The organism is Streptomyces sp. ERV7 (assembly GCF_001653515.1).
Classification (GTDB): Bacteria; Actinomycetota; Actinomycetes; order Streptomycetales; family Streptomycetaceae; genus Streptomyces.
The window spans coordinates 1,635,896-1,655,870 of sequence record NZ_LYOY01000029.1; the positions used below are offsets into that span (position 1 = coordinate 1,635,896).

The 19,975-nt window shown below is 72.1% G+C and carries 16 protein-coding genes and 1 pseudogene; 6 read left to right on the plus strand and 11 right to left on the minus strand.

From position 1 onward, the window contains the following. Positions 1-8: 8 nt before the first annotated feature. The 5 genes from A8W25_RS13655 to A8W25_RS13675 all read right to left on the minus strand — a co-directional run bounded on the left by A8W25_RS13655 (position 9) and on the right by A8W25_RS13675 (position 5,658). Positions 9-1,670, minus strand: coding sequence for a uroporphyrinogen-III synthase (locus A8W25_RS13655; RefSeq protein ID WP_067160373.1), 1,662 nt, complete (start codon positions 1,668-1,670; stop codon positions 9-11). Further along, positions 1,667-2,641 carry a hydroxymethylbilane synthase gene (gene hemC / locus A8W25_RS13660; protein WP_067160377.1) on the minus strand — a complete coding sequence of 325 codons (975 nt, stop codon included), beginning with the start codon at positions 2,639-2,641 and terminating at the stop codon, positions 1,667-1,669. Before hemC ends, A8W25_RS13655 begins: the two co-directional genes overlap by 4 nt. Then, a complete protein-coding gene (locus A8W25_RS13665; RefSeq protein ID WP_067160380.1) occupies positions 2,638-4,230 on the minus strand; it encodes a glutamyl-tRNA reductase in 1,593 nt (530 codons plus the stop codon). Before A8W25_RS13665 ends, hemC begins: the two co-directional genes overlap by 4 nt. Continuing rightward, positions 4,227-5,000 (minus strand): redox-sensing transcriptional repressor Rex, encoded by a 774-nt coding sequence (locus tag A8W25_RS13670; RefSeq protein ID WP_067160383.1) that lies wholly within the window; start codon positions 4,998-5,000, stop codon positions 4,227-4,229. The genes A8W25_RS13665 and A8W25_RS13670 overlap by 4 nt, the downstream gene beginning before the upstream one ends. A gap of 367 nt (positions 5,001-5,367) precedes the next feature. Beyond that, entirely contained in the window at positions 5,368-5,658 is a 291-nt protein-coding gene (locus tag A8W25_RS13675; protein WP_067160386.1) for a glutaredoxin family protein, read from the minus strand. Positions 5,659-5,775: 117 nt separating this feature from the next. Here A8W25_RS13675 and A8W25_RS13680 point away from each other — a divergent pair, with 117 nt between their 5' ends. Further along, entirely contained in the window at positions 5,776-6,762 is a 987-nt protein-coding gene (locus A8W25_RS13680) for an HAD family hydrolase (RefSeq protein WP_067160389.1), read from the plus strand. Positions 6,763-6,922: 160 nt separating this feature from the next. Here A8W25_RS13680 and A8W25_RS13685 read toward each other — a convergent pair whose 3' ends face one another. Further along, positions 6,923-8,206: an extracellular solute-binding protein gene (locus A8W25_RS13685; protein WP_067160392.1), complete on the minus strand. Its 1,284-nt coding sequence runs from the start codon at positions 8,204-8,206 to the stop codon at positions 6,923-6,925. 271 nt (positions 8,207-8,477) lie between these two features. Between A8W25_RS13685 and A8W25_RS13690 the strand changes: the two genes are divergently transcribed. The 3 genes from A8W25_RS13690 to A8W25_RS13700 all read left to right on the plus strand — a co-directional run bounded on the left by A8W25_RS13690 (position 8,478) and on the right by A8W25_RS13700 (position 11,620). Next, complete coding sequence (locus A8W25_RS13690; RefSeq protein ID WP_067160395.1) at positions 8,478-9,476, plus strand: ROK family protein; 999 nt, start codon at positions 8,478-8,480, stop codon at positions 9,474-9,476. After that, the gene (gene nagA, locus A8W25_RS13695; protein ID WP_067160398.1) at positions 9,476-10,621 is read left to right on the plus strand and encodes an N-acetylglucosamine-6-phosphate deacetylase; all 1,146 of its coding nucleotides are present in this window, start codon (positions 9,476-9,478) and stop codon (positions 10,619-10,621) included. The genes A8W25_RS13690 and nagA overlap by 1 nt, the downstream gene beginning before the upstream one ends. A 78-nt stretch (positions 10,622-10,699) precedes the next feature. Then, positions 10,700-11,620, plus strand: coding sequence for a 1-phosphofructokinase family hexose kinase (locus A8W25_RS13700; protein ID WP_067160401.1), 921 nt, complete (start codon positions 10,700-10,702; stop codon positions 11,618-11,620). Positions 11,621-11,646: 26 nt separating this feature from the next. On the opposite strand, the gene A8W25_RS13705 is transcribed toward A8W25_RS13700, so the two are convergent. The 4 genes from A8W25_RS13705 to A8W25_RS33950 all read right to left on the minus strand — a co-directional run bounded on the left by A8W25_RS13705 (position 11,647) and on the right by A8W25_RS33950 (position 16,996). After that, complete coding sequence (locus A8W25_RS13705) at positions 11,647-12,651, minus strand: CBM35 domain-containing protein (protein WP_067160404.1); 1,005 nt, start codon at positions 12,649-12,651, stop codon at positions 11,647-11,649. Between the two features lie 107 nt (positions 12,652-12,758). Next, positions 12,759-14,429, minus strand: coding sequence for a diguanylate cyclase CdgB (gene cdgB, locus A8W25_RS13710; RefSeq protein WP_067160407.1), 1,671 nt, complete (start codon positions 14,427-14,429; stop codon positions 12,759-12,761). 377 nt (positions 14,430-14,806) lie between these two features. Continuing rightward, positions 14,807-16,708, minus strand: coding sequence for an SMI1/KNR4 family protein (locus A8W25_RS13715; RefSeq protein ID WP_067160411.1), 1,902 nt, complete (start codon positions 16,706-16,708; stop codon positions 14,807-14,809). 120 nt (positions 16,709-16,828) lie between these two features. Beyond that, on the minus strand, positions 16,829-16,996 hold the full coding sequence (locus tag A8W25_RS33950; RefSeq protein WP_158942503.1) for a hypothetical protein: 168 nt from the start codon (positions 16,994-16,996) through the stop codon (positions 16,829-16,831). Between the two features lie 173 nt (positions 16,997-17,169). On the opposite strand from A8W25_RS33950, the gene A8W25_RS13720 reads away from it, so the two are divergent. Both A8W25_RS13720 and A8W25_RS13725 read left to right on the plus strand, forming a co-directional pair. Beyond that, positions 17,170-17,619 (plus strand): hypothetical protein, encoded by a 450-nt coding sequence (locus A8W25_RS13720; protein WP_067160414.1) that lies wholly within the window; start codon positions 17,170-17,172, stop codon positions 17,617-17,619. A 228-nt stretch (positions 17,620-17,847) separates the two neighbouring features. Further along, on the plus strand, positions 17,848-19,071 hold the full coding sequence (locus A8W25_RS13725; protein ID WP_067160417.1) for a serine hydrolase domain-containing protein: 1,224 nt from the start codon (positions 17,848-17,850) through the stop codon (positions 19,069-19,071). A 27-nt stretch (positions 19,072-19,098) separates the two neighbouring features. On the opposite strand, the pseudogene A8W25_RS32315 reads toward A8W25_RS13725, so the two are convergent. Continuing rightward, a pseudogene (locus tag A8W25_RS32315) lies at positions 19,099-19,815 on the minus strand (RNA polymerase sigma factor); the annotation flags it as partial. Positions 19,816-19,975: the final 160 nt, after the last annotated feature.

Genomic DNA, 19,975 nt, shown 5'->3' on the forward strand with positions numbered 1-19,975 from the left:
GGTGGGGCTCACGTCGTGCGACGCCGCCTCGCGCCAGGACGCCGCTCACTGGGCCGGGTCACATGCTCCCCCGCCTCCACCGCCGCATCACGGCGCGCCGCACCGAACTCCGCCAGCGCCTCCGCCAGCTTCAGCACCGACGGCTCGGGGGCCATGACGTCCACCCGGAGACCGTGCTCCTCGGCCGTCTTCGCCGTGGCCGGGCCGATACACGCGATCACCGTCACGTTGTGCGGCTTGCCCGCGATCCCGACCAGGTTGCGGACGGTGGACGACGAGGTGAAGAGCACCGCGTCGAAACCGCCGCCCTTGATCGCCTCGCGCGTGTCCGCCGGCGGCGGCGACGCCCGCACGGTCCGGTACGCCGTGACGTCGTCCACCTCCCAGCCCAGCTCGATCAGCCCGGCCACCAGCGTCTCGGTGGCGATGTCGGCCCGCGGCAGGAACACGCGGTCGATCGGGTCGAAGACCGGGTCGTAGGGCGGCCAGTCCTCAAGGAGACCGGCGGCCGACTGCTCACCGCTCGGCACCAGGTCCGGCTTCACACCGAACTCCACCAGCGCGGCGGCCGTCTGCTCGCCCACCGCGGCCACCTTGATACCCGCGAACGCCCGCGCGTCGAGCCCGTACTCCTCGAACTTCTCGCGCACCGCCTTCACCGCGTTGACCGACGTGAAGGCGATCCACTCGTAGCGGCCCGTCACCAGGCCCTTGACCGCCCGCTCCATCTGCTGCGGCGTACGCGGCGGCTCGACGGCGATCGTCGGCACCTCGTGCGGCACCGCGCCGTAAGAACGCAGCTGGTCGGAGAGCGACGCCGCCTGCTCCTTCGTACGCGGTACGAGCACCCGCCACCCGAAGAGCGGCTTGGACTCGAACCACGACAGCCGGTCGCGCTGGGCCGCGGCGGTGCGCTCACCGACCACGGCTATGACCGGCTGGTGCCCGTCCGGCGACGGCAGCACCTTCGCCTGCTTGAGGACCTGGGCGATCGAGCCGAGCGTCGCGTTCCAGGTGCGCTGGCGCGTCGTCGTACCGGCGACGGTGACCGTCATCGGGGTGTCGGGCTTGCGGCCCGCCGCGACGAGTTCACCGGCCGCGGCCGCCACCGTCTCCAGGGTCGCGGAGACGACGACGGTGCCGTCGCTCGCGCCGACCTCGGTCCAGCAGCGCTCGCCCGCGCTGCGCGCGTCGACGAAGCGGACGTCGGCGCCCGAGGTGTCGCTGAGCGGAACACCGGCGTACGCGGGTACGCCCACCGCCGTCGCGACACCGGGCACGACCTCGAAGGGAATACCCTCCGCGGCGCAGGCGAGCATCTCGTCGCCCGCGCTGCCGTCGAGCCCGGGGTCCCCGGAGACGGCACGGACGACCCGCCTGCCGGAGCGTGCGGCCTCCATGACAAGATTGGCCGCGTCCCGCAACACGGGGACCGCAGCGGTTGCTGACGTGTCGTCAACAACCGTCAGCTGAGGCGTGTCCACACCTGCCCGCGCATGCGCGCGAACCACGTCGAGCACAGCCGGCTCGGCGATCAGGACATCGGCCGACGCCAGCGCTTCCACGGCGCGCAGCGTCAGCAGTCCCGGGTCCCCTGGGCCGGCACCGAGGAAGGTGACGCACCCGTGCGCGGAGACGGCGGGAAGGTTCGAGGACGTGGTGGGGCTCAAAGTGCTCGCTCCCCCATAAGACCGGCCGCACCCTTGGCAAGCATCTCGACCGCGAGTTCGCGACCGAGCGCCACGGCTTCGTCGTGCGACGCAGGTACGGGACCGGTGATGGACAACTGCACCAGCGTCGAGCCGTCGGTGGTACCGACGACGCCGCGCAGGCGCATCTCATGAACAATCTGCCCGTCGGCCAGCAGGTCGGCGTAGGCACCCACGGGTGCGGAACAGCCGGCCTCCAGGGCGGCGAGCAGGGACCGCTCGGCGGTCACGGCGACCCGGGTGTACGGGTCGTCGAGCTCGGCGAGCGCGGCGGCGAGGTCGGCATCGGCTGCCGTGCACTCGATCGCCAGTGCCCCCTGGCCGGGGGCGGGCAGCATGGTGTCGACCGGAAGGAAGTCGGTCACCTCACCGATCCTGCCGATACGGTTCAGCCCGGCCGCGGCGAGTACCACCGCGTCGAGTTCACCGCTGTGCGCGAATCCGATCCGGGTGTCGATGTTCCCCCGGATCGGCACGGTTTCGACGGCGAGGCCGTGGCTGCGCGCGTACGCGTTCAGCTGGGCCATGCGCCGGGGCGAGCCGGTGCCTATGCGGGCCGGACGGCCCTCGCACGCGGCGGCCAGCTCGGTCAGGGTCAGCCCGTCGCGCGCCACCAGCACATCGCGCGGGTCCTCGCGGACCGGCACGGCGGCGAGCACGAGGTCGTCGGGCTGCGTGGTCGGCAGGTCCTTGAGCGAGTGCACGGCGAAGTCGACGTCACCGCGCAGCAGCGCGTCGCGCAGCGCGGTCACGAAGACGCCCGTGCCGCCGATCTGCGCCAGCTGCTCGCGCGAGGTGTCGCCGTACGTGGTGATCTCCACCAGCTCGACCGGACGCCCGGTCAACTGCCGTACGGCGTCGGCCACCTGGCCGGACTGGGCCATGGCGAGCATGCTGCGCCTCGTCCCCAGCCTCAGTGCTTTCTGGGTCATGACCGCCCTCGGTTCTTCGCGTCTCGGTTCTTGACGTCGACGTCGTTCAGATCGGCCCGCGACACGGCGGCGACCGTCTCCGGGTCGAGGTCGAAGAGAGTGCGCAGCGCGTCCGCGTACCCGGCACCGCCGGGCTCGGCCGCCAGCTGCTTGATCCGCACGGTCGGCGCGTGCAGGAGCTTGTCGACGACGCGGCGCACGGTCTGGGTGACCTCGGCGCGCTGCCGGTCGTCCAGGTCGGGCAGCCGCCCCTCCAGGCGTGCCACCTCGCCGGCCACCACGTCGGCGGCCATCGCACGCAGCGCGACCACGGTCGGCGTGATGTGCGCGGCGCGCTGGGCGGCGCCGAAGGCCGCGACCTCGTCGGAGACGATCGAGCGGACCTGGTCGACGTCGGCGGCCATCGGCGCGTCGGCCGAGGCCTCGGCGAGCGACTCGATGTCGACGAGGCGCACCCCGGGGATGCGGTGGACGGCGGCGTCGATGTCGCGCGGCATGGCGAGGTCGAGCAGCGCGAGCCGGACCGGACCGGTCTGCGCGGGGATGCGGCCGCGGGCGGGCCGGGCGCCAGTGGCGTTGTCGGCCCAACTGCCGTGCAGCTCCAGGGAGTCGGCGTCGACCGGCTCACCCTGTTCGCGTACGGCCTCGGCCTCGGCCACCGCCGAGTACGCGGCGAGTGAGGCGCCGGCGGCGGCCGTCGCGGCGAAGTCGGCGGGGCAGCCCTCGGGGGTGGCGGGCGCGTGAGCGTCCGTGGCGGCGACGGCTCCGACGGCCTCGCCGACGGCCTGCGCCGTCAGGACCAGACCGGTCGCGCCGGTACAGGAGACGGCCACGTCGACTCGTGTCAGCTCGCGTGCGACCTCGCCCATCGCCACGGTACGGGCGGCCGTGCCGGACTCCGTGAGGATCTCGGCCAGGCGCTCGGCGCGGGCGGGCGTGCGGTTGGCGACGATCACCTCGCGCACTCCGGCGCGCGCCAGCGTCGCCGCGGCCAGCGAGGACATCGAGCCCGCGCCGATCACCAGGGCGCGCTTGTCCTTGGCCCAGGTCTCCACCGGTACGCCGACCGCCAGCTGCTCCAGGCCGAAGGTGACCAGGGACTGCCCGGCCCGGTCGATCCCGGTCTCGCTGTGGGCGCGCTTGCCGACCCGCAGGGCCTGCTGGAACAGGTCGTTCAGCAGCCGCCCGGCGGTGTGCAGCTCCTGCCCCAGCGCCAGCGTGTCCTTGATCTGGCCGAGGATCTGGCCCTCGCCCACGACCATCGAGTCCAGCCCGCACGCCACCGAGAAGAGGTGGTGGACGGCCCGGTCCTCGTAGTGCACATAGAGATACGGAGTGAGCTCCTCCAGGCCGACGCCGCTGTGCTGGGCGAGCAGCGTGGAGAGCTCGGCGACGCCCGCGTGGAACTTGTCCACGTCCGCGTACAGCTCGATGCGGTTGCAGGTGGCCAGGACCGCCGCCTCGGCCGCGGGCTCCGCGGCGAGGGTGTCCTGAAGCAGCTTGACCTGCGCGTCCGCCGAGAGCGAGGCCCGCTCCAGGATGCTGACGGGGGCGCTGCGGTGGCTGAGGCCGACGACCAGGAGGCTCATGCCGGCATCACCGCGGGCATGTCCCCGTCGGGTCCCTTGCGGTCCACTGCCGCGCCGCCGCGCACCACGGGCGCCACGACGTCGGCGGCCTCGGCCGCGGCCGCGTCCTCACCGGCCTTGCGCTGCTCGTGGAAGGCGAGGATCTGCAGCTCGATGGAGAGGTCGACCTTGCGTACGTCGACGCCCTCGGGCACCGACAGGACGGTCGGCGCGAAGTTCAGGATGGAGGTGACCCCGGCGGCGACCAGCCGGTCGCAGACCGGCTGCGCGGCACCCGCCGGCGTCGCGATGACGCCGATGGAGACCCCGTTCTCGCTGATGATCTTCTCCAGCTCGTCGGAGTGCTGCACCGGGATCCCGGCGACGGGCTTGCCCGCCATCGCGGGGTCCGCGTCGATCAGCGCCGCGACCCGGAAGCCGCGGGAGGCGAACCCGCCGTAGTTGGCGAGCGCCGCGCCGAGGTTTCCGATGCCGACGATGACGACGGGCCAGTCCTGGGTGAGGCCGAGCTCGCGGGAGATCTGGTAGACGAGGTACTCGACGTCATAGCCCACACCCCTGGTCCCGTAGGAGCCGAGGTACGAGAAGTCCTTGCGCAGCTTCGCGGAGTTGACCCCTGCGGCGGCGGCCAGCTCCTCGGAGGAGACCGTGGGTACGGAGCGCTCCGACAGTCCGGTCAGCGCACGCAGATACAGCGGAAGCCTGGCGACGGTGGCCTCGGGGATTCCTCGGCTACGGGTCGCCGGTCGGTGAGTTCGGCCAGTTGCCACGGTGCTCCTGCGGGATGAGCGAGGCAGGCGGCCATGTGTCCCAGGACCGCCCCGTCGAATGCAGGCTATGTCTTTGTGAACGCGTGCACAAAGATGGTGTCCGCTTTGTCCGAGCAAAGTGACCGGGCTCACGCGAACCGGCGCCGATTTCCGGGAACCGACGGCGAGGCCGGCCCGTTGAGAACCCGAAGGGGGCAAAACCGTACACACCTCTCCACGATGTCACCCCCGAACGCGACAAAACGACCTCGATGGTAACCACAACTACCGCTGATCACCCACTCGATCACACGCGATCGCACGACAACGGGTTCACGGCGAGCCACAGGAGCCACAGGGCCCCCTCCACGGAGAACCCTCTCCTCTCTCATGCGCCCAGCGCACTCCTGAGACGTGCGGGATCCACCCGCCAGAAGGTGTGCTGCGCGCCGTCGACGAGGACAACCGGAATCTGCTCCCAGTACTCACGGTGCAGCGCCTCGTCCTGGGTGATGTCCTTCTCCTCCCACTCGGCTCCCGTCTCGGCGCAGACACGCTCGACGACGGCGCGGGCGTCGTCGCAGAGATGACAGCCGGGCTTGCCGATGAGCGTGACGAGCGGCGGGGCGGCGGGGCCGGGGCTCTGCGCGGACTTCCCACGCCGGAAGAGAGGACTCATGAGTCCATTCTCCGCCCACCGGAAGGCGGGCGGCCGCCCCGCGCCCGCCTCGTGGAGTTCACGCCCTCGCATCCCGGCGTGTCGGGCGGGACCGAACAGACTGGCTATGCTCACGACATGGCCGTACTGGGATGGCTCACCCCTCGTAGGCGCTCGGCGACAGCCCGCAGTGTGCTGGCCGGCGAGGCCGCAGCCGAGGCAGCCCGCAAGTCCGAACAGGAGCTGGCGGAACTGGCCGAGGCGGAAGCGGAAGCCAGAAGAAAGGCGGACGCGGACTCCACCTCCCCCGCCTCTCCCCTCTCTCCCTCCGAACCGGAATTCCCGGTGGTCGGGGACAACCTGGCGGCCGCGTTCTTCGACCTCGACAACACGGTGATGCAGGGCGCGGCGATCTTCCACTTCGGGCGGGGCCTGTACAAACGGAAGTTCTTCCAGCGCCGCGACCTGGCGCGGTTCGCCTGGCAGCAGGCGTGGTTCCGGCTCGCCGGGGTCGAGGACCCCGAGCACATGCAGGACGCGCGCGAGAGCGCCCTGTCGATCGTCAAGGGCCACCGTGTCTCCGAGCTGATGTCGATCGGCGAGGAGATCTACGACGAGTACATGGCGGACCGCATCTGGCCCGGCACGCGCGCGCTCGCCCAGGCGCATCTGGACGCGGGCCAGAAGGTGTGGCTGGTGACCGCCGCGCCGGTGGAGACCGCGACGATCATCGCGCGCCGCCTCGGCCTGACGGGCGCGCTCGGCACGGTCGCGGAGTCCGTGCGCGGCGTGTACACGGGCCGCCTGGTGGGCGAGCCCCTGCACGGCCCCGCCAAGGCGGAGGCGGTACGCGCCCTGGCGGCGGCGGAGGGCCTGGACCTCACGCGCTGCGCGGCGTACAGCGACTCCCACAACGACATCCCCATGCTGTCCCTGGTCGGCCACCCCTACGCCATCAACCCCGACGCGAAGCTGCGCAAGCACGCGCGGGCGAGGGAATGGCGCCTGCGCGACTACCGCACGGGCCGCAAGGCGGCGAAGGTCGGCATCCCGGCGGCGGCCGGAGTAGGCGCCCTGGCAGGCGGCACGGCGGCAGCAGTAGCCCTACACCGCCGCCGCCGCTAACCCCCTCCGGACCTACACCCCGAACCCCCTACGGGCCGGCGGTGGGTTGCTCGCGCAGTTCCCCGCGCCCCTCAAAGGCGCCCCGAAGGGGCGCATTTGAGGGGCGCGGGGAACTGCGCGAGCAACCCACCACACACCCGCAGACAAACCCCGGGCAGAACTACTCCGCGTTCTCCGCCTCCGTGGCGACCTTCGCGATCCCTTCGAGCACCGACCGGGGGTCGCCCTCCGGCGAGACCGCCCCGCCGATCCGCTTCTTGATCGTCTCGCTCACCTTCGGCCACGACGTCTTGCCGACCGGCGGCAGCTCGGAGGTCGGCAGCGCGGCCAGGAACTCCTTGAGCTCCGGGTGCTTGCCGTCGTTCTGCATCGTCTGCGACGCCGTACGGGTCGCGGGCAGCAGGTCGTACTTGTCCGCGAAGGCCAGCACGTTCTGGTCGCTGAACGCGAAGTCGAGGAACTTCCCGATCTCCTCGCGGTGGCCGTTCTGCTTGAAGCCCATGATCCAGTCGGCCACGCCCATCGACGCCTTGGGCTTGCCCTCGGTGCCGGGCAGCGGGACCATCCCGTACTTCACGCCCTTCTTGCGGGCCTGCTCCATCAGCGAGGGGTGCCCGTTGAGCATGCCGACCTCGCCCTTGGCGAACGCGTCGAAGGCCGTCTGCCGGTTGAGCTTGGCCGGTGCGACGGGCCCGGTCAGACCCTCTTCGACCAGGTTCTTCTTCAGCCAGTTGAAGGTCTTGATGTTCTCGGGCGAGTCGAGGTCGTAGCCGGAGATCTGGTTGACGTAACCGCCGCCGCCGCTCAGCATCCACATCATCGTCTCGGCCTGGGCCTCCTCGCTGCCCAACGGCAGCGCGAAGGGGGTCTTGACCCCCTTGGCCTTCAGCGCCTTGGCGTCGGCCGCCAGCTGCGCCCAGGTCTGCGGCGGCTTGATGTGCGCCTTGTCGAAGAGCGACTGGTTGTAGAAGAGCAGCCGGGTGGAGGCCACGAACGGGATGCCGTACTGGACACGCTTCATCTCGCCCGCGTCCGCCAGCGGCGCCAGGAAGTTCGCCTGGACGGGGATGGAGAGCAGCTGGTCGACGGAGTAGAGCTTGTTGCCGGCGGCGTAGTCGGAGTACGCGCCGATCTGCGCGATGTCGGGGGCCTTGCCCGCCTTCACCATCTCCGCGACCTTGGCGTCGACGACGTCCCAGGACAGGACGGAGACCTCGACCTTGATGCCGGGGTTCTTCTTCTCGAACTCGCCGACGACGTCGTGCCAGTACGCCTTGGTGCTGCTGCCGCCCGCGATGTCGTAGTCGGCGGCGACCAGCTTGAGGGTGACGCTGCCGGAGCCGCTGTCGCTGCCGCAGCCGGTGAGGCCCACGGCCGCCATGCCGAGTGCGGCAACCGCCGCCGTCAGATTCCCCAAGCTCTTGAAGAGCAGGGGAGACCCCATCCGCCGCTGCTGCACGTGCTCTGTCCCACCCTCGTTGTTCGCCAGTCGGTCCCCCGTGAACGTCCTGTTCGCAACGTCCTGTCTACATGAGCTGCGATCTTCCCTTGCGGCCGGGGCTGAGGTCTACACCAGTTGGATATCACTTCCGCAACTTCTGCCGCTGCCGTCCCACCCGTACGGCCGTAATCCGGGCGGCACTTGGGAAAACGCTTACCCGCCACGCGGTGAGTGGACTAGACCTTTCATGGGTGAACGCGCGAGACTGTCCCCCGTGAGACACGTCATCGCCCTGGATGTGGGCGGCACCGGGATGAAAGCCGCCCTGATCGGGGTGGACGGCGGGCTGCTGTACGAGGCGCGCAGGCCCACCGGCCGCGAGCGCGGCCCCGAGGCCGTCGTCGAGACCATCCTCGGCTTCGCCGCCGAGCTGCGGGCGTACGGCGAGGAGCACCTCGGCGAGAGCGCCGTGGCGGCCGGAGTCGCCGTGCCCGGCATCGTCGACGCCGAGAACGGCATCGCGGTCTACGCGGCCAACCTGGGCTGGCGCGACGTCCCCATGCGGGCGCTGCTGAGCGAGCGGCTCGACGGCGTGCCCGTAGCGCTCGGCCACGACGTGCGCACCGGCGGTCTCGCCGAGGGCCGCATCGGCGCGGGCAGGGGCGCCGACCGCTTCCTGTTCATCCCGCTCGGCACCGGCATCGCCGGGGCCATCGGCATCGACGGCCGCATCGAGCCCGGCGCCCACGGCTACGCGGGCGAGATCGGCCACATCGTGGTGCGCCCCGGCGGCATCCCCTGCGGCTGCGGCCAGCGGGGCTGTCTGGAGCGCCTCGCCTCCGCCTCCGCCGTCACCCAGGCGTGGGCCGAGGCCAGCGGCGACCCGGACGCGGACGCGGCCGACTGCGCCAAGGCCGTGGAGTCCGGCGACCCCGCCGCCACCGCCGTGTGGCGGAACGCCGTCGACGCGCTCGCGGACGGCCTGGTCACCGCGCTCACCCTGCTCGACCCCCGCACGCTGATCATCGGTGGCGGGCTCGCCGAAGCCGGGGAAACCTTGTTCGTACCGCTGCGGGCGGCCGTAGAGGAGCGCGTCACGTTCCAGAAGCTGCCCGCGATCGTCCCGGCGGCCCTCGGCGACACGGCGGGCTGCCTGGGCGCGGGACTGCTCGCCTGGGACCTGCTCGGCACCACCGGCACCGCACCCGCTTCCGGCACCACCCCGCCCGGCACCGACGCCGGCACCACCCACTCCACGGAGGTAACCGCCTGATGGCCGCAGTAAAGGTTCTCTCCGGCGCCCGCGTCGTCCTGCCGACCGGCGTCGTCGAGGGCGGACGCGTGATCGTCGACGGCACGAGGATCGCCGGAAGCGCGCCCGGGAGCGCCGAGCGCGTCGACCTCACCGGCCACTGGGTCGTGCCCGGCTTCGTCGACATGCACGTACACGGCGGGGGCGGCGCCTCCTTCACCAACGGCACGGTCGAGGACGTCCTCAAGGGCATCCACACCCACCGGCTGCACGGCACCACCACCATGGTCGCCTCCACCGTCACCGGCGAGATGGACTTCCTGGCCCAGCGGGCCGGGCTGCTCTCCGAGCTGGTCGAGCAGGGCGACCTGGCGGGCATCCACTTCGAGGGCCCGTTCATCTCGCCGTGCCGCAAGGGCGCCCACAGCGAGGACCTGCTGCGCCACCCCGACCCGGCCGAGGTCCGCAAGCTGATGGACGCGGCCCGGGGCACCGCCAAGATGTTCACCCTCGCCACCGAGCTCCCCGGCGGCCTGGACTCCGTACGGCTGCTCGCCGAGCACGGGGTGATCGCCGCCATCGGCCACACCGACGCCACCTACGAGCAGACCGTCGAGGCGATCGACGCGGGCGCGAGCGTCGCCACCCACCTCTACAACGCGATGCCCGCCCTCGGCCACCGCGCGCCCGGCCCGATCGCCGCCCTCCTGGAGGACGAGCGGATCACCGTGGAGCTGATCAACGACGGCACCCATCTGCACCCCGCCTCCCTCGAACTCGCCTTCCACCACAAGGGCGCCGACCGGGTCGCCTTCATCACGGACGCCATGGACGCGGCCGGGTTCGGCGACGGGCTCTACCACCTCGGTCCGCTGGAGGTCGAGGTCAAGGAGGGCGTCGCCCGGCTGGTCGAGGGCGGCTCCATCGCGGGCTCGACCCTCACCCTGGACCGCGCCTTCCGGCGCGCGGTGACCGTCGACGACCTCGCCGTCGAGGACGCGGTCCGCGCGCTCAGCGCCAACCCGGCGCGGCTGCTCGGCGTGTACGACAGGGTCGGCTCGCTCGAACCCGGCAAGGACGCGGACCTGGTGGTCCTGGACGAGGCGTTCGCGCTCAAGGGCGTGATGCGCCGGGGCGAGTGGATCGTGGCGCCCGCCCTGGGCTGAGCCCCCCTACGGGGCGGTGGCCGGATTCCGGGGCTGTGGGGTCTGGGCCGGCCACCGTCCGTTTGGCATGATCACCTCGTGATCCTGACCGTCACGCTGAACACGGCACTCGACATCACCTACCGGGTCCCCGAGCTCGTCCCGCACGCCTCGCACCGCGTGGACGAGGTCACCGAGCGCCCCGGCGGCAAGGGCGTCAACGTCGCCCGGGTGCTGGCCGCGCTCGGCCACGAAAGCGTCATCACGGGCTTCGCGGGCGGCCGCACCGGCGCGGTCCTGCGCGAACTGCTGGCCCCGCTGGCGCCGGTCGACGCGCTGGTCCCGGTCGCCGGGACCACCCGCCGCACGATCGCGGTGGCCGATACGGCCACCGGCGACACCACCCAGCTCAACGAGCCGGGCCCGCACGTCACGGCCGACGAGTGGGAGGCGTTCCTGGCGGCGTACGGGCCGCTGCTGCGCGAGGCGGACGCGGTGGCGCTCTGCGGCAGCCTGCCGCCCGGGGTCCCGGTCGGCGCCTACGCGGACCTGGTACGCCGGGCCCGCGCGGCGGACGTCCCGGTGCTCCTGGACACCAGCGGCGAACCCCTGCGGCGCGGCCTCGCGGCCCGCCCCGACCTGATCAAGCCGAACGCCGACGAACTGGCCCGCCTCACCGGCTCCCGCGAGCCCCTGCGCGCGGCCCGCGACGCCCGCCGCCGGGGCGCGCACAGCGTGGTGGCCTCCCTGGGCCCCGAGGGCCTGCTGGCGGTCACCCCCGACGGCACCTGGCAGGCGACCCCACCGGCCCCGGTCCGCGGCAACCCCACGGGCGCGGGCGACTCGGCGGTGGCGGCCCTCCTGTCGTCCCTGGTGGAGGGCCTGCCCTGGCCGGACCGCCTGAAGCGGGCGGTGGCCCTGTCAACGGCGACGGTGCTGGCGCCGGTGGCGGGGGAGTACGACGCGGGGGCGTACGAGGACCTGCTCACCGGGGTACGGGTGAGCACCCTGCCGGGCTGAGGGAGTCGCCTGCGGGCCGTGCCGTACTAGTACTGCTTCTTCGTCTTGCTGATCTCGACCCAGTCGAACACCGCGTCGCACTGGTTCCCCTGCTCGCAGGAGAACTTGATCGTGTTCTGCCCCTGCTTCAGAGTCACCGGCGCCCACGTGTACTGCCAGTTGTTCTCCAGGTTCGGGTCGGTGGACCCCCTGAAGTTCTTCAGGCCTATGGGCTGCGAGTTCGGCTTGCCGTTGACCGTCACGGTCGCGTTGGCGTCCTTGGCCGGGATGGCGAACCGCACGTACAGGTAGTACGAGCCGGGCGACGGCAGATCGGCCTGCCACGTCAGGGAGGCGCCGATCTGGTTGAACCCGTTGACGTACGCCCCGTCCGTGCCCTGCGCACCCTTGACGTCCTTGGCCAGCACCGCGCCCCCGCCCAGCTTCAGCGTCGCCGCGTCCTGCTTGGGGAGCTCCTGGGCCGCGGGGGACGTCGAGTCGGAGGGCTTGTTCGAGGGCTGCTGCGAGGTGCCCTGGGAGGTACCTCCGCCCGCCGGCTTGCCCGCGTCGTCGTCCTTCTTGCCGTCGCTGTTGCTGAGCAGCGCCACACCGATGCCGATGACGACCGCCGCGACCACCGCGACCGCGCCGATCAGCAGGCCCTTGGTGTTGGGGCCGCGGCTGCCGCGCCCGCCGCCGCCGTCGACCGGGGGCGCGGGCCGGTTGGGGCCGCCGCCGTAGGTCTCGGGAGCCGCGTACTGGGCGGTGGGCTGCCCGTACTGCTGCTGGGGGGGCTGGCCGTAGGGCTGCTGCGGGCCCTGGCCGTACTGCTGCTGCGGGACCTGCCCGTACTGGCGCTCGCCGACCGTCCGCACCTGGTTGTACGAGGTTCTGGGCACGCCGGGCTGCTGCGGGGTGGTCGGGCCGGGGTAGCCGTAGCCGTAACCGCCGGAGCGGGGCGGGGTGGCGCCGGAGGCCTGTCCGTCCTCGTACAGATAGCCGAACGGATCGTCGTCCTCGGGCGTGCTCGCGCCGTTGTTGCCGGGCGTCATCCGGGGTCACTCCTCACTGTTCGCCAGCCGTCGCCGACCGGCCGAGCCTACCCCGAACGGCCGACACCATGGCTGCGACCTCGGTCGCACACCCGAGGAACAGGTGGTTAACCGGCGCGCCGGTGGACCTTCGCGCGCGACCGCTTTTCGATGTACATGCGCTGGTCGGCGGAGCGCAGGACCTCTTCGACGGACATCCCGCAGCTGGCCCAGCCGATGCCGAAACTCGCCCCCACCCGGACCGCCCGCCCGTCCACCCGGATCGGCGGGATGATCGCGTTGCGCAGCCGGACCGCGAGGTCGGCCGCGTCGGCCGCGCCCAGGCCGTCGGCGAGGACGACGAACTCGTCGCCGCCGAGCCGGGCGACCGTGTCGCCGTCCCGCACGCCGGTGGTGAGCCGGCGCGCGACCTCGATGAGGACGGCGTCGCCGGTGTTGTGGCCGAACCGGTCGTTGATCGACTTGAAGCCGTCGAGGTCGCAGAAGAGGACCGCGAGGCCCTTGCTGCCGTCGTCGACGTCACCCTCGGGGGCGACCATGTGGACGTGGTGGTCGAAGGGGCCGCCGCCCGGCACCGGGTCGAAGTCGAAGCCGCCGGGAGCGCAGACCGCGTGCCCCGGGGTCTCGCCACGCCCGTCGTGCGCCCCTCCGTACGCCGCGTCCAGCACCTCCACGGCGGTCGCGCCCACCGCGTACGGGCGCTGGCAGAGCCGGGCGGAGAGCCGGGCGCGCAGCTCGGCGCTGTTGGGCAGACCGGTGAGCGAGTCGTGCGAGGCGCGGTGGGCGAGCTGGAGCTCGTGCCGCTTGCGCTCCTCTATGTCCTCGACATGGGTGAGCAGAAAACGGGGACCGTCGGCGGTATCGGCGACGACGGAGTTGCGCAGCGACACCCATACGTACGAGCCGTCGCGGCGCCCCAGCCGCAGCTCGGCGCGGCCGCCCTCGGCCGAGGTGCGCAGCAGGAGGCCGATGTCCTCGGGGTGGACGAGGTCCGCGAAGGAGTAGCGGCGCATGACGGCGGCGGGCCGGCCGAGCAGCCGGCACAGCGCGTCATTGGTACGCAGCAGACGTCCGTGCTGGTCACCGCCCATCTCGGCGATGGCCATGCCGGACGGCGCGTACTCGAAGGCTTGCCGAAAGCTCTCTTCGCTCGCCCGCAGCGCCTGCTGCTCCCGCTCCAGGCGGACGAGAGCGCGCTGCATGTTTGCGCGAAGCCGGGCGTTGCTGATCGCAATGGCGGATTGCGAGGCGTACATCTGAAGCGCTTCGCGCCCCCACGCGCCGGGGCGCCGCCCGTTGCGCGGCTTGTCGACGGAAATGACGCCGAGGAGCTCCCGCCCGCCACCCGAGGCGTACATCGGCGCGTAGAGGCGGTCCTGGGGGTGCCACTCGTCCTCGAAGCGCGGCTCGGGCCCTTCGGTGTACCACTGCGGGACGTCGTCCTCCAGGAGCACCCAGCCCTCGGTGTGCGGGATGAACCGCAGGTCGCCCCAGCCCTCGCCCATGGTGAGCCGCCGCTCCCAGGAGGCGCGCGAGCCGACGCGCCCCGTGATCAGAGCTTCGGCGGCGGCGTTCCCGGCGAACGCGGCGACAACGAGATCCCCGTCAGGGCGTACGAGATTGACGCAGGCCAGCTCGTAGCCGAGCCCGGCGATGACGCCGTCGGCGACGGTCTGCAGCGTGTCCGCCAGGCTGCGGGCCGTGTTCAGGTCGGTGACCACCTGATGCAGCTGCCGCAGGGTCGCAAGACGGACGTACGGCTCCGACTCGGTCTCCATTGCTCGCTCTCCCCGAGACCTCGACAGCAACTCCAGGATCCTGATTCGGCGCGCTTCTTCTCCGGCTTCCGGCCCGGCTTCTGGCTTCCTTGTGGGCGCTTTTGGTGCAGCGTCCCCGTCACTGAATCACAGCGAGCTGCTCACTCGGTACACAGGGTCAACAATTACTGCGCTCTGTGACTCAAGTCACACGGGGTGATGACAGGTGCCGTACGAGGGGTGGGAGCGCTCCGCGAAATTCCGGAATGCAAACAGGCGTTAATGCCGGTTTTTGGGGTGAGGTGGGGGTGGGGCGCAGCGAGGCTCGCCGGGGCGGTGCCGAGCGGTGGCGGGGCGAACCGTGGGGTACGCATCGCCCCGCCGACGGCCCACTCCGCTCAGTCCCCCGCTCGTCCCACGGTGATGTAGAGCCAGGACTCCCCCTCGCGGGGCTCCCGCAGCCAGGAGACCGTTTCGAACGCGTCCAGGTGCCCGTGCAGGACGGCCTCCTCGGAGACGCTCACCCCGAACGCGTCGGCTATCGCGTCGAGTGCCCGGCGCAGGTCGAAGGCGGCCCCGTCGGCCGCCCCACCGGGATCCGTACCGAAGGACAGTCCGCCCGGTCCGAGGAGCCGGGGGGCCTCGCCGGTGGACGTCACCTCGTCGTCGTGGACGGTGAGGGAGTGGACGAGCCGGCCGTCCTCGGCGAGCGAGAAGTGGAAGGTCTCCGGCCGGCCGTCACGGTGATCGGGCGCGCTCTCGGCGACGAGGGTCAGCGCCCTGGTGCCGTGGGAGGCGGCGACTGCCGGGGAAACGAAGCGTGCCGTCCGCGCGTCCCTCCCCGCCGCGGCATGGGCGAAGCTCCAGCCGGTACCCGCGCTACCGGTACGGACGACCACTCGGTCCTCCCACGTCTCGGTGCCCCGGGGCCGGTGCCGGAACTCGGCGTCCCAGCCCCTCAGCGCCGGGAGGACCGGACCGCCCGACCCGATGCGCCGGTGCAGTTCGGCGGGGTCGACTCCCTCCACCAGCAGCAGCCGGAACCCGCGCCGCAGCGACTCGGGGCCGGCGAGCCAGCCCAGGCCGTCGGCGTCCGGCGCGAGCTCCCCCACGGCCGGGGTGGACCGGAGCGCCATGGGCGCCTCGGCTCCGGCGCGTGGCGTCGCCAGCAACGCACACCCCCGTTCCGCGGTGAGGACCGGGCCGAGGACGGAGTCGGCCAGCAGGCCCACCGGGGCGATGTGGTCGGTGGCCACGGGCAGCCATGAGGGTGCGGCCGCCGCGAGGGTCCGCCATGCCGCCTCGGGCCGGGCCTGTCGGGCCAGCTCGCGGGCGGCGACGACCGCTTCGCCGAACACGCCGGACGCCTCGTACGCGAACGTCCCTTCCCGGATCCGCTCCAGCACCCCCGCCACCGTCGCGCGGTCCTCCTCGGGATACCGCCCGAGGAACCGCGTGTCGTCGCCGCGTCCCGAGCGCACGTGTTCCGCGCAGCTCAGGGGCATCGTCTCGCGGGCCACGTACGGATCGCGCAGCGAGGCGCCCGCCTCGGAGCCGTCGCCGGCGCCCGACAGCACCTGGATCTGGGCCAGCAGCCGCCCGGCCCGGGGGCGCCCGCACGCCAGTGCCTCGGCGAGCACCTCGGCCGCCGCCTCGTGCGCACCGCTCAGGGCGTCCTCCCGCGCCCGCTCCACTCCGGCGTCCAGGGACCGCGTCGTATCGTTGGCGAAGCCGGGCCGGTCGGCGGACATACGGAGGAACTCCTCGTACATGTCCTCCATGAAGTGCCTGAACGACGCGTGCCGCTCGGGCGGGGCCCCGCGCCAGCTCGCATACGTATAGACGGCCCACTCACCGCGCTCGTCCACGTCGTCCGGATCCAGCAGGACGTCCACCATGTCGGACTCCACCGCCAGCTGGAGCGAGCGTCCCCACAGTCCGGCCTCCCGGATCTCCTCTTCGTCCGCGTCCTCTCCCAGCGACTCCAGCCAGATGCTGCCCAAATCGTGCGGATCTCCGCACCAGTCGATCCGCTCGGCCCCGGCCAGCAGATACACGAAGTTCCCCGCGTGCCGCCAGCCGTCGGTGGTCTGGAGGAAGGAGCGCAGCGACGGTGGCAGGGGCCGCCCGAGCCGCTGCTCCAGCGCGACGAGCCGCTCCTCGCCGACCGGCTCGAACCCCAGCCAGCGCGCCGCCCGCGCGTCCCGGTCGCCCTCCCCCGGCTCGCCCTCGGGGCCCTGCACATCGGCCCACTCCGCACTCCACCGCTCAAGGAACGGCCGCCATTCGAATCGCATCATGCCCCGATGGTGACACCCGCCACTGACAACTCCCCCGGGAGCAGGGCGAGTACGGCGTTCCGCCTGGTCGGCGCACGGGCACCGGGCCCGGCCACGAGGGTGTGCGGCGGGCGGAGCCCGTCACGCGCCTACGCGTCTCCAGCTTCCCCGGGCCGCCAGCGCGAGCAGCGCGCTGGTGACGAGGTCGCCGATGCGGCTCGCCTTGTCGACGTCCTTCACCGCGCTGATGAATCCGCCCAGGGCGAGAGCGGTGAGGAGGAGGGCGAAGAGGACCCAGAAGAGTTTCACGGCGCCTCCATGGCGACTCCGGGATACCGGCGGGAGCGGCCAAGGTAGCGGCGGCGGCGACGGGTTGCCCCCGGAACCCCGCGAGGATGCCCCGTCCGGGTGGTCCTGCCTCGTCAGGGCGGAGAGGTTGCCCGATCTTGTGCCGGGCAACCCCTCATCCGTAAGTTGTCCCGATGGGCATACTCGACAGGCTGACCGGCACCCGATACCCCGAGACCGGTGTCGCGACACGTTCGGCGGCGGAGGTCCGGGCCGCGCTGCTCGCGGTCAACGGGCCGGACGTGCCGTTCGTCGTGCGCCACGGTGCCCCTTCCGAGCGGGCCGATCTGGTGGCGGTGTGGCGGGTGCGGGAGCTGGGCATCACCGTGCGGGCCCGGATGCGTCTCGTTCCGGCGCAGCACGAAGTGCGGGCGCTCAGCGAGCAGTGGGACGCGAAGACGCGTGAGTACTCGCGCGGGCAGATGACGACCGTCGCCCGTGACTGGACGATCGAGCGCGGTGACAACGGCCGCCCGCGGATGGCGGAAGGGGCGCACTTCGACTTCGCACGGATGAAGGACCCCCTGCGGGGCGCGGTCCTGGACGCGGGGTGGACGTGGCGTGGCGTGGTCTTCAGGCTCTGACATGACCTCCTGACGGGCCTCCGGCTGCGGAAACCGCCGGACCGCGCAAGTCGGCCCCGCCTCGCCGACCGCACCCTGGACACCCGGCGGCCCACCAGCACGTGGGAGGGCCGATCGGGTGGATCACAGCGACTTCACCCGGATCGCACGCCCGCCCAACGCGGACGCGAGCCTCTCATCGCGGACGATCTGCTCGGCAGACGAACGGAAGATGAGAAAGGCCCGATCATGAGAAGACCCTCCCCGTCCCGCCGGTCGAAGGCGGCCCTCGGGCTCGCCGCGGCGACGCTCACCGCCGTGGGACTGCTGCCGGCGGCGATCGCCCCGGCCCAGGCAGCGCCGCCCGCCGGCACCTTCTCCAAGGGGGGCGAGGACGACCACCTGTACCCCCGCAACGAGCTGAGCCCGCAGTTGCGGGCCAAGCTCGACAAGGCGGTGCGGGACGCCATGAAGAAGGCGGGCATCCCGGGTGTCCAGGTCGGTGTGTGGCTGCCCGGCAAGGGCAGTTACGTCCGCGCCTTCGGTGTCGCCGACAAGCGCACCGGCGAACCCATGACCGACGACATGAGGGTTCGCATCGGCAGCGAGACCAAGACGTTCACCGCCACGGCGGTCCTCGAACTCGTCGACGACGGCCGCGTCCGTCTGAACGACCCGATCTCGAAGTACGTGAAGGGCGTCCCGAACGGGAACCACATCCGGCTGCGCGACCTGCTCGACATGCGCAGCGGTCTGTTCTCGTACACCGCGGACAACAACTTCATCCACGACTTCCTCAGCAACCCCCAGCGGGTCTTCACGCCGAAGGAACTGCTGGCCTACGGGTTCAAGCACCCCAACGTGTTCGCGCCGGGCGCCAAGTTCCAGTACTCGAACAGCAACTACATCCTGCTCGGCCTGGTGATCGAGAAGGTGACCGGCAAGAGCGTGCGGGAGGTCATCGAGCACCGGGTCCTCAGGCCCAGCCACCTCGACCAGACGCTCTTCCCCAAGGCAGGCGAGTTCCCGCGCCCGCACCCGCACGGCTACACCAACCAGACGCTCTCCGGCAAGGTCGCGGACAGCACCCACTGGAACCCGAGCTGGGCCTGGTCGGCGGGTGCGATGATCTCCGACCTGCATGACCTCAAGCACTGGGCCAGGGACCTCGCCACCGGCACCCTGCTGTCTCCGGCCACCCAGGCGGAGCGTCTCAAGGTGCTCCCCACCGGCACCCCCGGCGCGGGATACGGTCTGGGCATCGTCAACGTCAACGGGTGGACCGGCCACAACGGCTCACTGCCCGGGTACGAGAGCCTCACCGTCTACCTGCCGGAGCAGAAGGCGACGCTGGTCGCCCTGCTCAACACGGACATCCTCTACAAGGGCCAGGAGCCGAGCACCGTCCTCGGCACGGCCATCACGCAGGTCATCACACCGAAGCACATCTGGGGCCTGGAGCCGCAGCGCTAGGCGACCGTCACGGCGGGCGGGGCCGGGGCGCAGGGCCGCCGAGAGCAGCACCTGGTGGTCGCCGGTGAGCCGGGCCACCGACGGGCAGCCGCCGGTCTCGACGACGGCGAGCGCGGCCCGGGTCCGCTCGACCTCGCAGGCGCCCGCCGCGAGCAGTTCGCGGGCGGCCGGGTAGCTCATGCCGAGCACGGAGGCGACCTCGCGCGGGCCCAGCCGGTGGCGGACGGCGAGCTCCAGGGCCTCGCGCTGCTCGGGAGTGGTGCCCGCGGCCTCGGGCCAGGCGAGCAGGGCCAGTTCGCTCCGGCGCCGTTCGGCCTCCTCGGCCGGGACCGGGGCCCCGCCGCTCTGCTCGCAGGTGGGCGGGCGGCCGGTGTGGGCGCCCTTGCGGGCGCGTTTGCGCTCGGCGAGCTTGCGCAGACACGACCAGCGCGCCAGCGCGTACAGCCAGGCCTTGCGCTCGTCCTCGGTGTCGGGGCAGCGCGCGTGCTGCCGCTCGGAGACGGCGAGGACGTCACCGAGGACGTGGACGGCCTCGTCGTGGTCGCAGAGCACGGACAGGCAGTAGGTGAACAGGCCGTCGAGATACGCCTCGTAGCGCGCCGGCGGGCGCTGGGTCAACGTCCGGGGCGCGCGGCGCTGCGCCCGGTGTGCGCCGGTGGTGTGCGTGGGGTGATCCAGACCGCTGCTCTTCACCCGGCGAAGGTAGGCGCAGGATCCCGGGTCCTTCGTGCCGCTTGAGCACATTTACTCCTTACGGGTGAAGGTATCCCTCAAAAGGGGACAGGAACCCGGCCTTCCATCACGGAGGCTTGCCTTCCCCGGCGCGGAACGTTGCCTTCCTCCCTGTGGGGGAACGGCTTTCGACGGTGGACGCGGCGCCACCGGGCCCACTGCCCGGCGGCGC

Coding starts and splice junctions, on each gene's coding strand:
- A8W25_RS13685 (WP_067160392.1), bottom strand. CDS start 8,206: ATGGGGTCTCCCCTGCTCTTCAAGAGCTTGGGGAATCTGACGGCGGCG.
- nagA (WP_067160398.1), top strand. CDS start 9,476: ATGGCCGCAGTAAAGGTTCTCTCCGGCGCCCGCGTCGTCCTGCCGACC.
- cdgB (WP_067160407.1), bottom strand. CDS start 14,429: ATGGAGACCGAGTCGGAGCCGTACGTCCGTCTTGCGACCCTGCGGCAG.
- A8W25_RS13665 (WP_067160380.1), bottom strand. CDS start 4,230: ATGAGCCTCCTGGTCGTCGGCCTCAGCCACCGCAGCGCCCCCGTCAGC.
- A8W25_RS13675 (WP_067160386.1), bottom strand. CDS start 5,658: ATGAGTCCTCTCTTCCGGCGTGGGAAGTCCGCGCAGAGCCCCGGCCCC.
- A8W25_RS13680 (WP_067160389.1), top strand. CDS start 5,776: ATGGCCGTACTGGGATGGCTCACCCCTCGTAGGCGCTCGGCGACAGCC.
- A8W25_RS13720 (WP_067160414.1), top strand. CDS start 17,170: ATGGGCATACTCGACAGGCTGACCGGCACCCGATACCCCGAGACCGGT.
- A8W25_RS13705 (WP_067160404.1), bottom strand. CDS start 12,651: ATGACGCCCGGCAACAACGGCGCGAGCACGCCCGAGGACGACGATCCG.
- A8W25_RS13715 (WP_067160411.1), bottom strand. CDS start 16,708: ATGATGCGATTCGAATGGCGGCCGTTCCTTGAGCGGTGGAGTGCGGAG.
- A8W25_RS13725 (WP_067160417.1), top strand. CDS start 17,848: ATGAGAAGACCCTCCCCGTCCCGCCGGTCGAAGGCGGCCCTCGGGCTC.
- hemC (WP_067160377.1), bottom strand. CDS start 2,641: ATGACCCAGAAAGCACTGAGGCTGGGGACGAGGCGCAGCATGCTCGCC.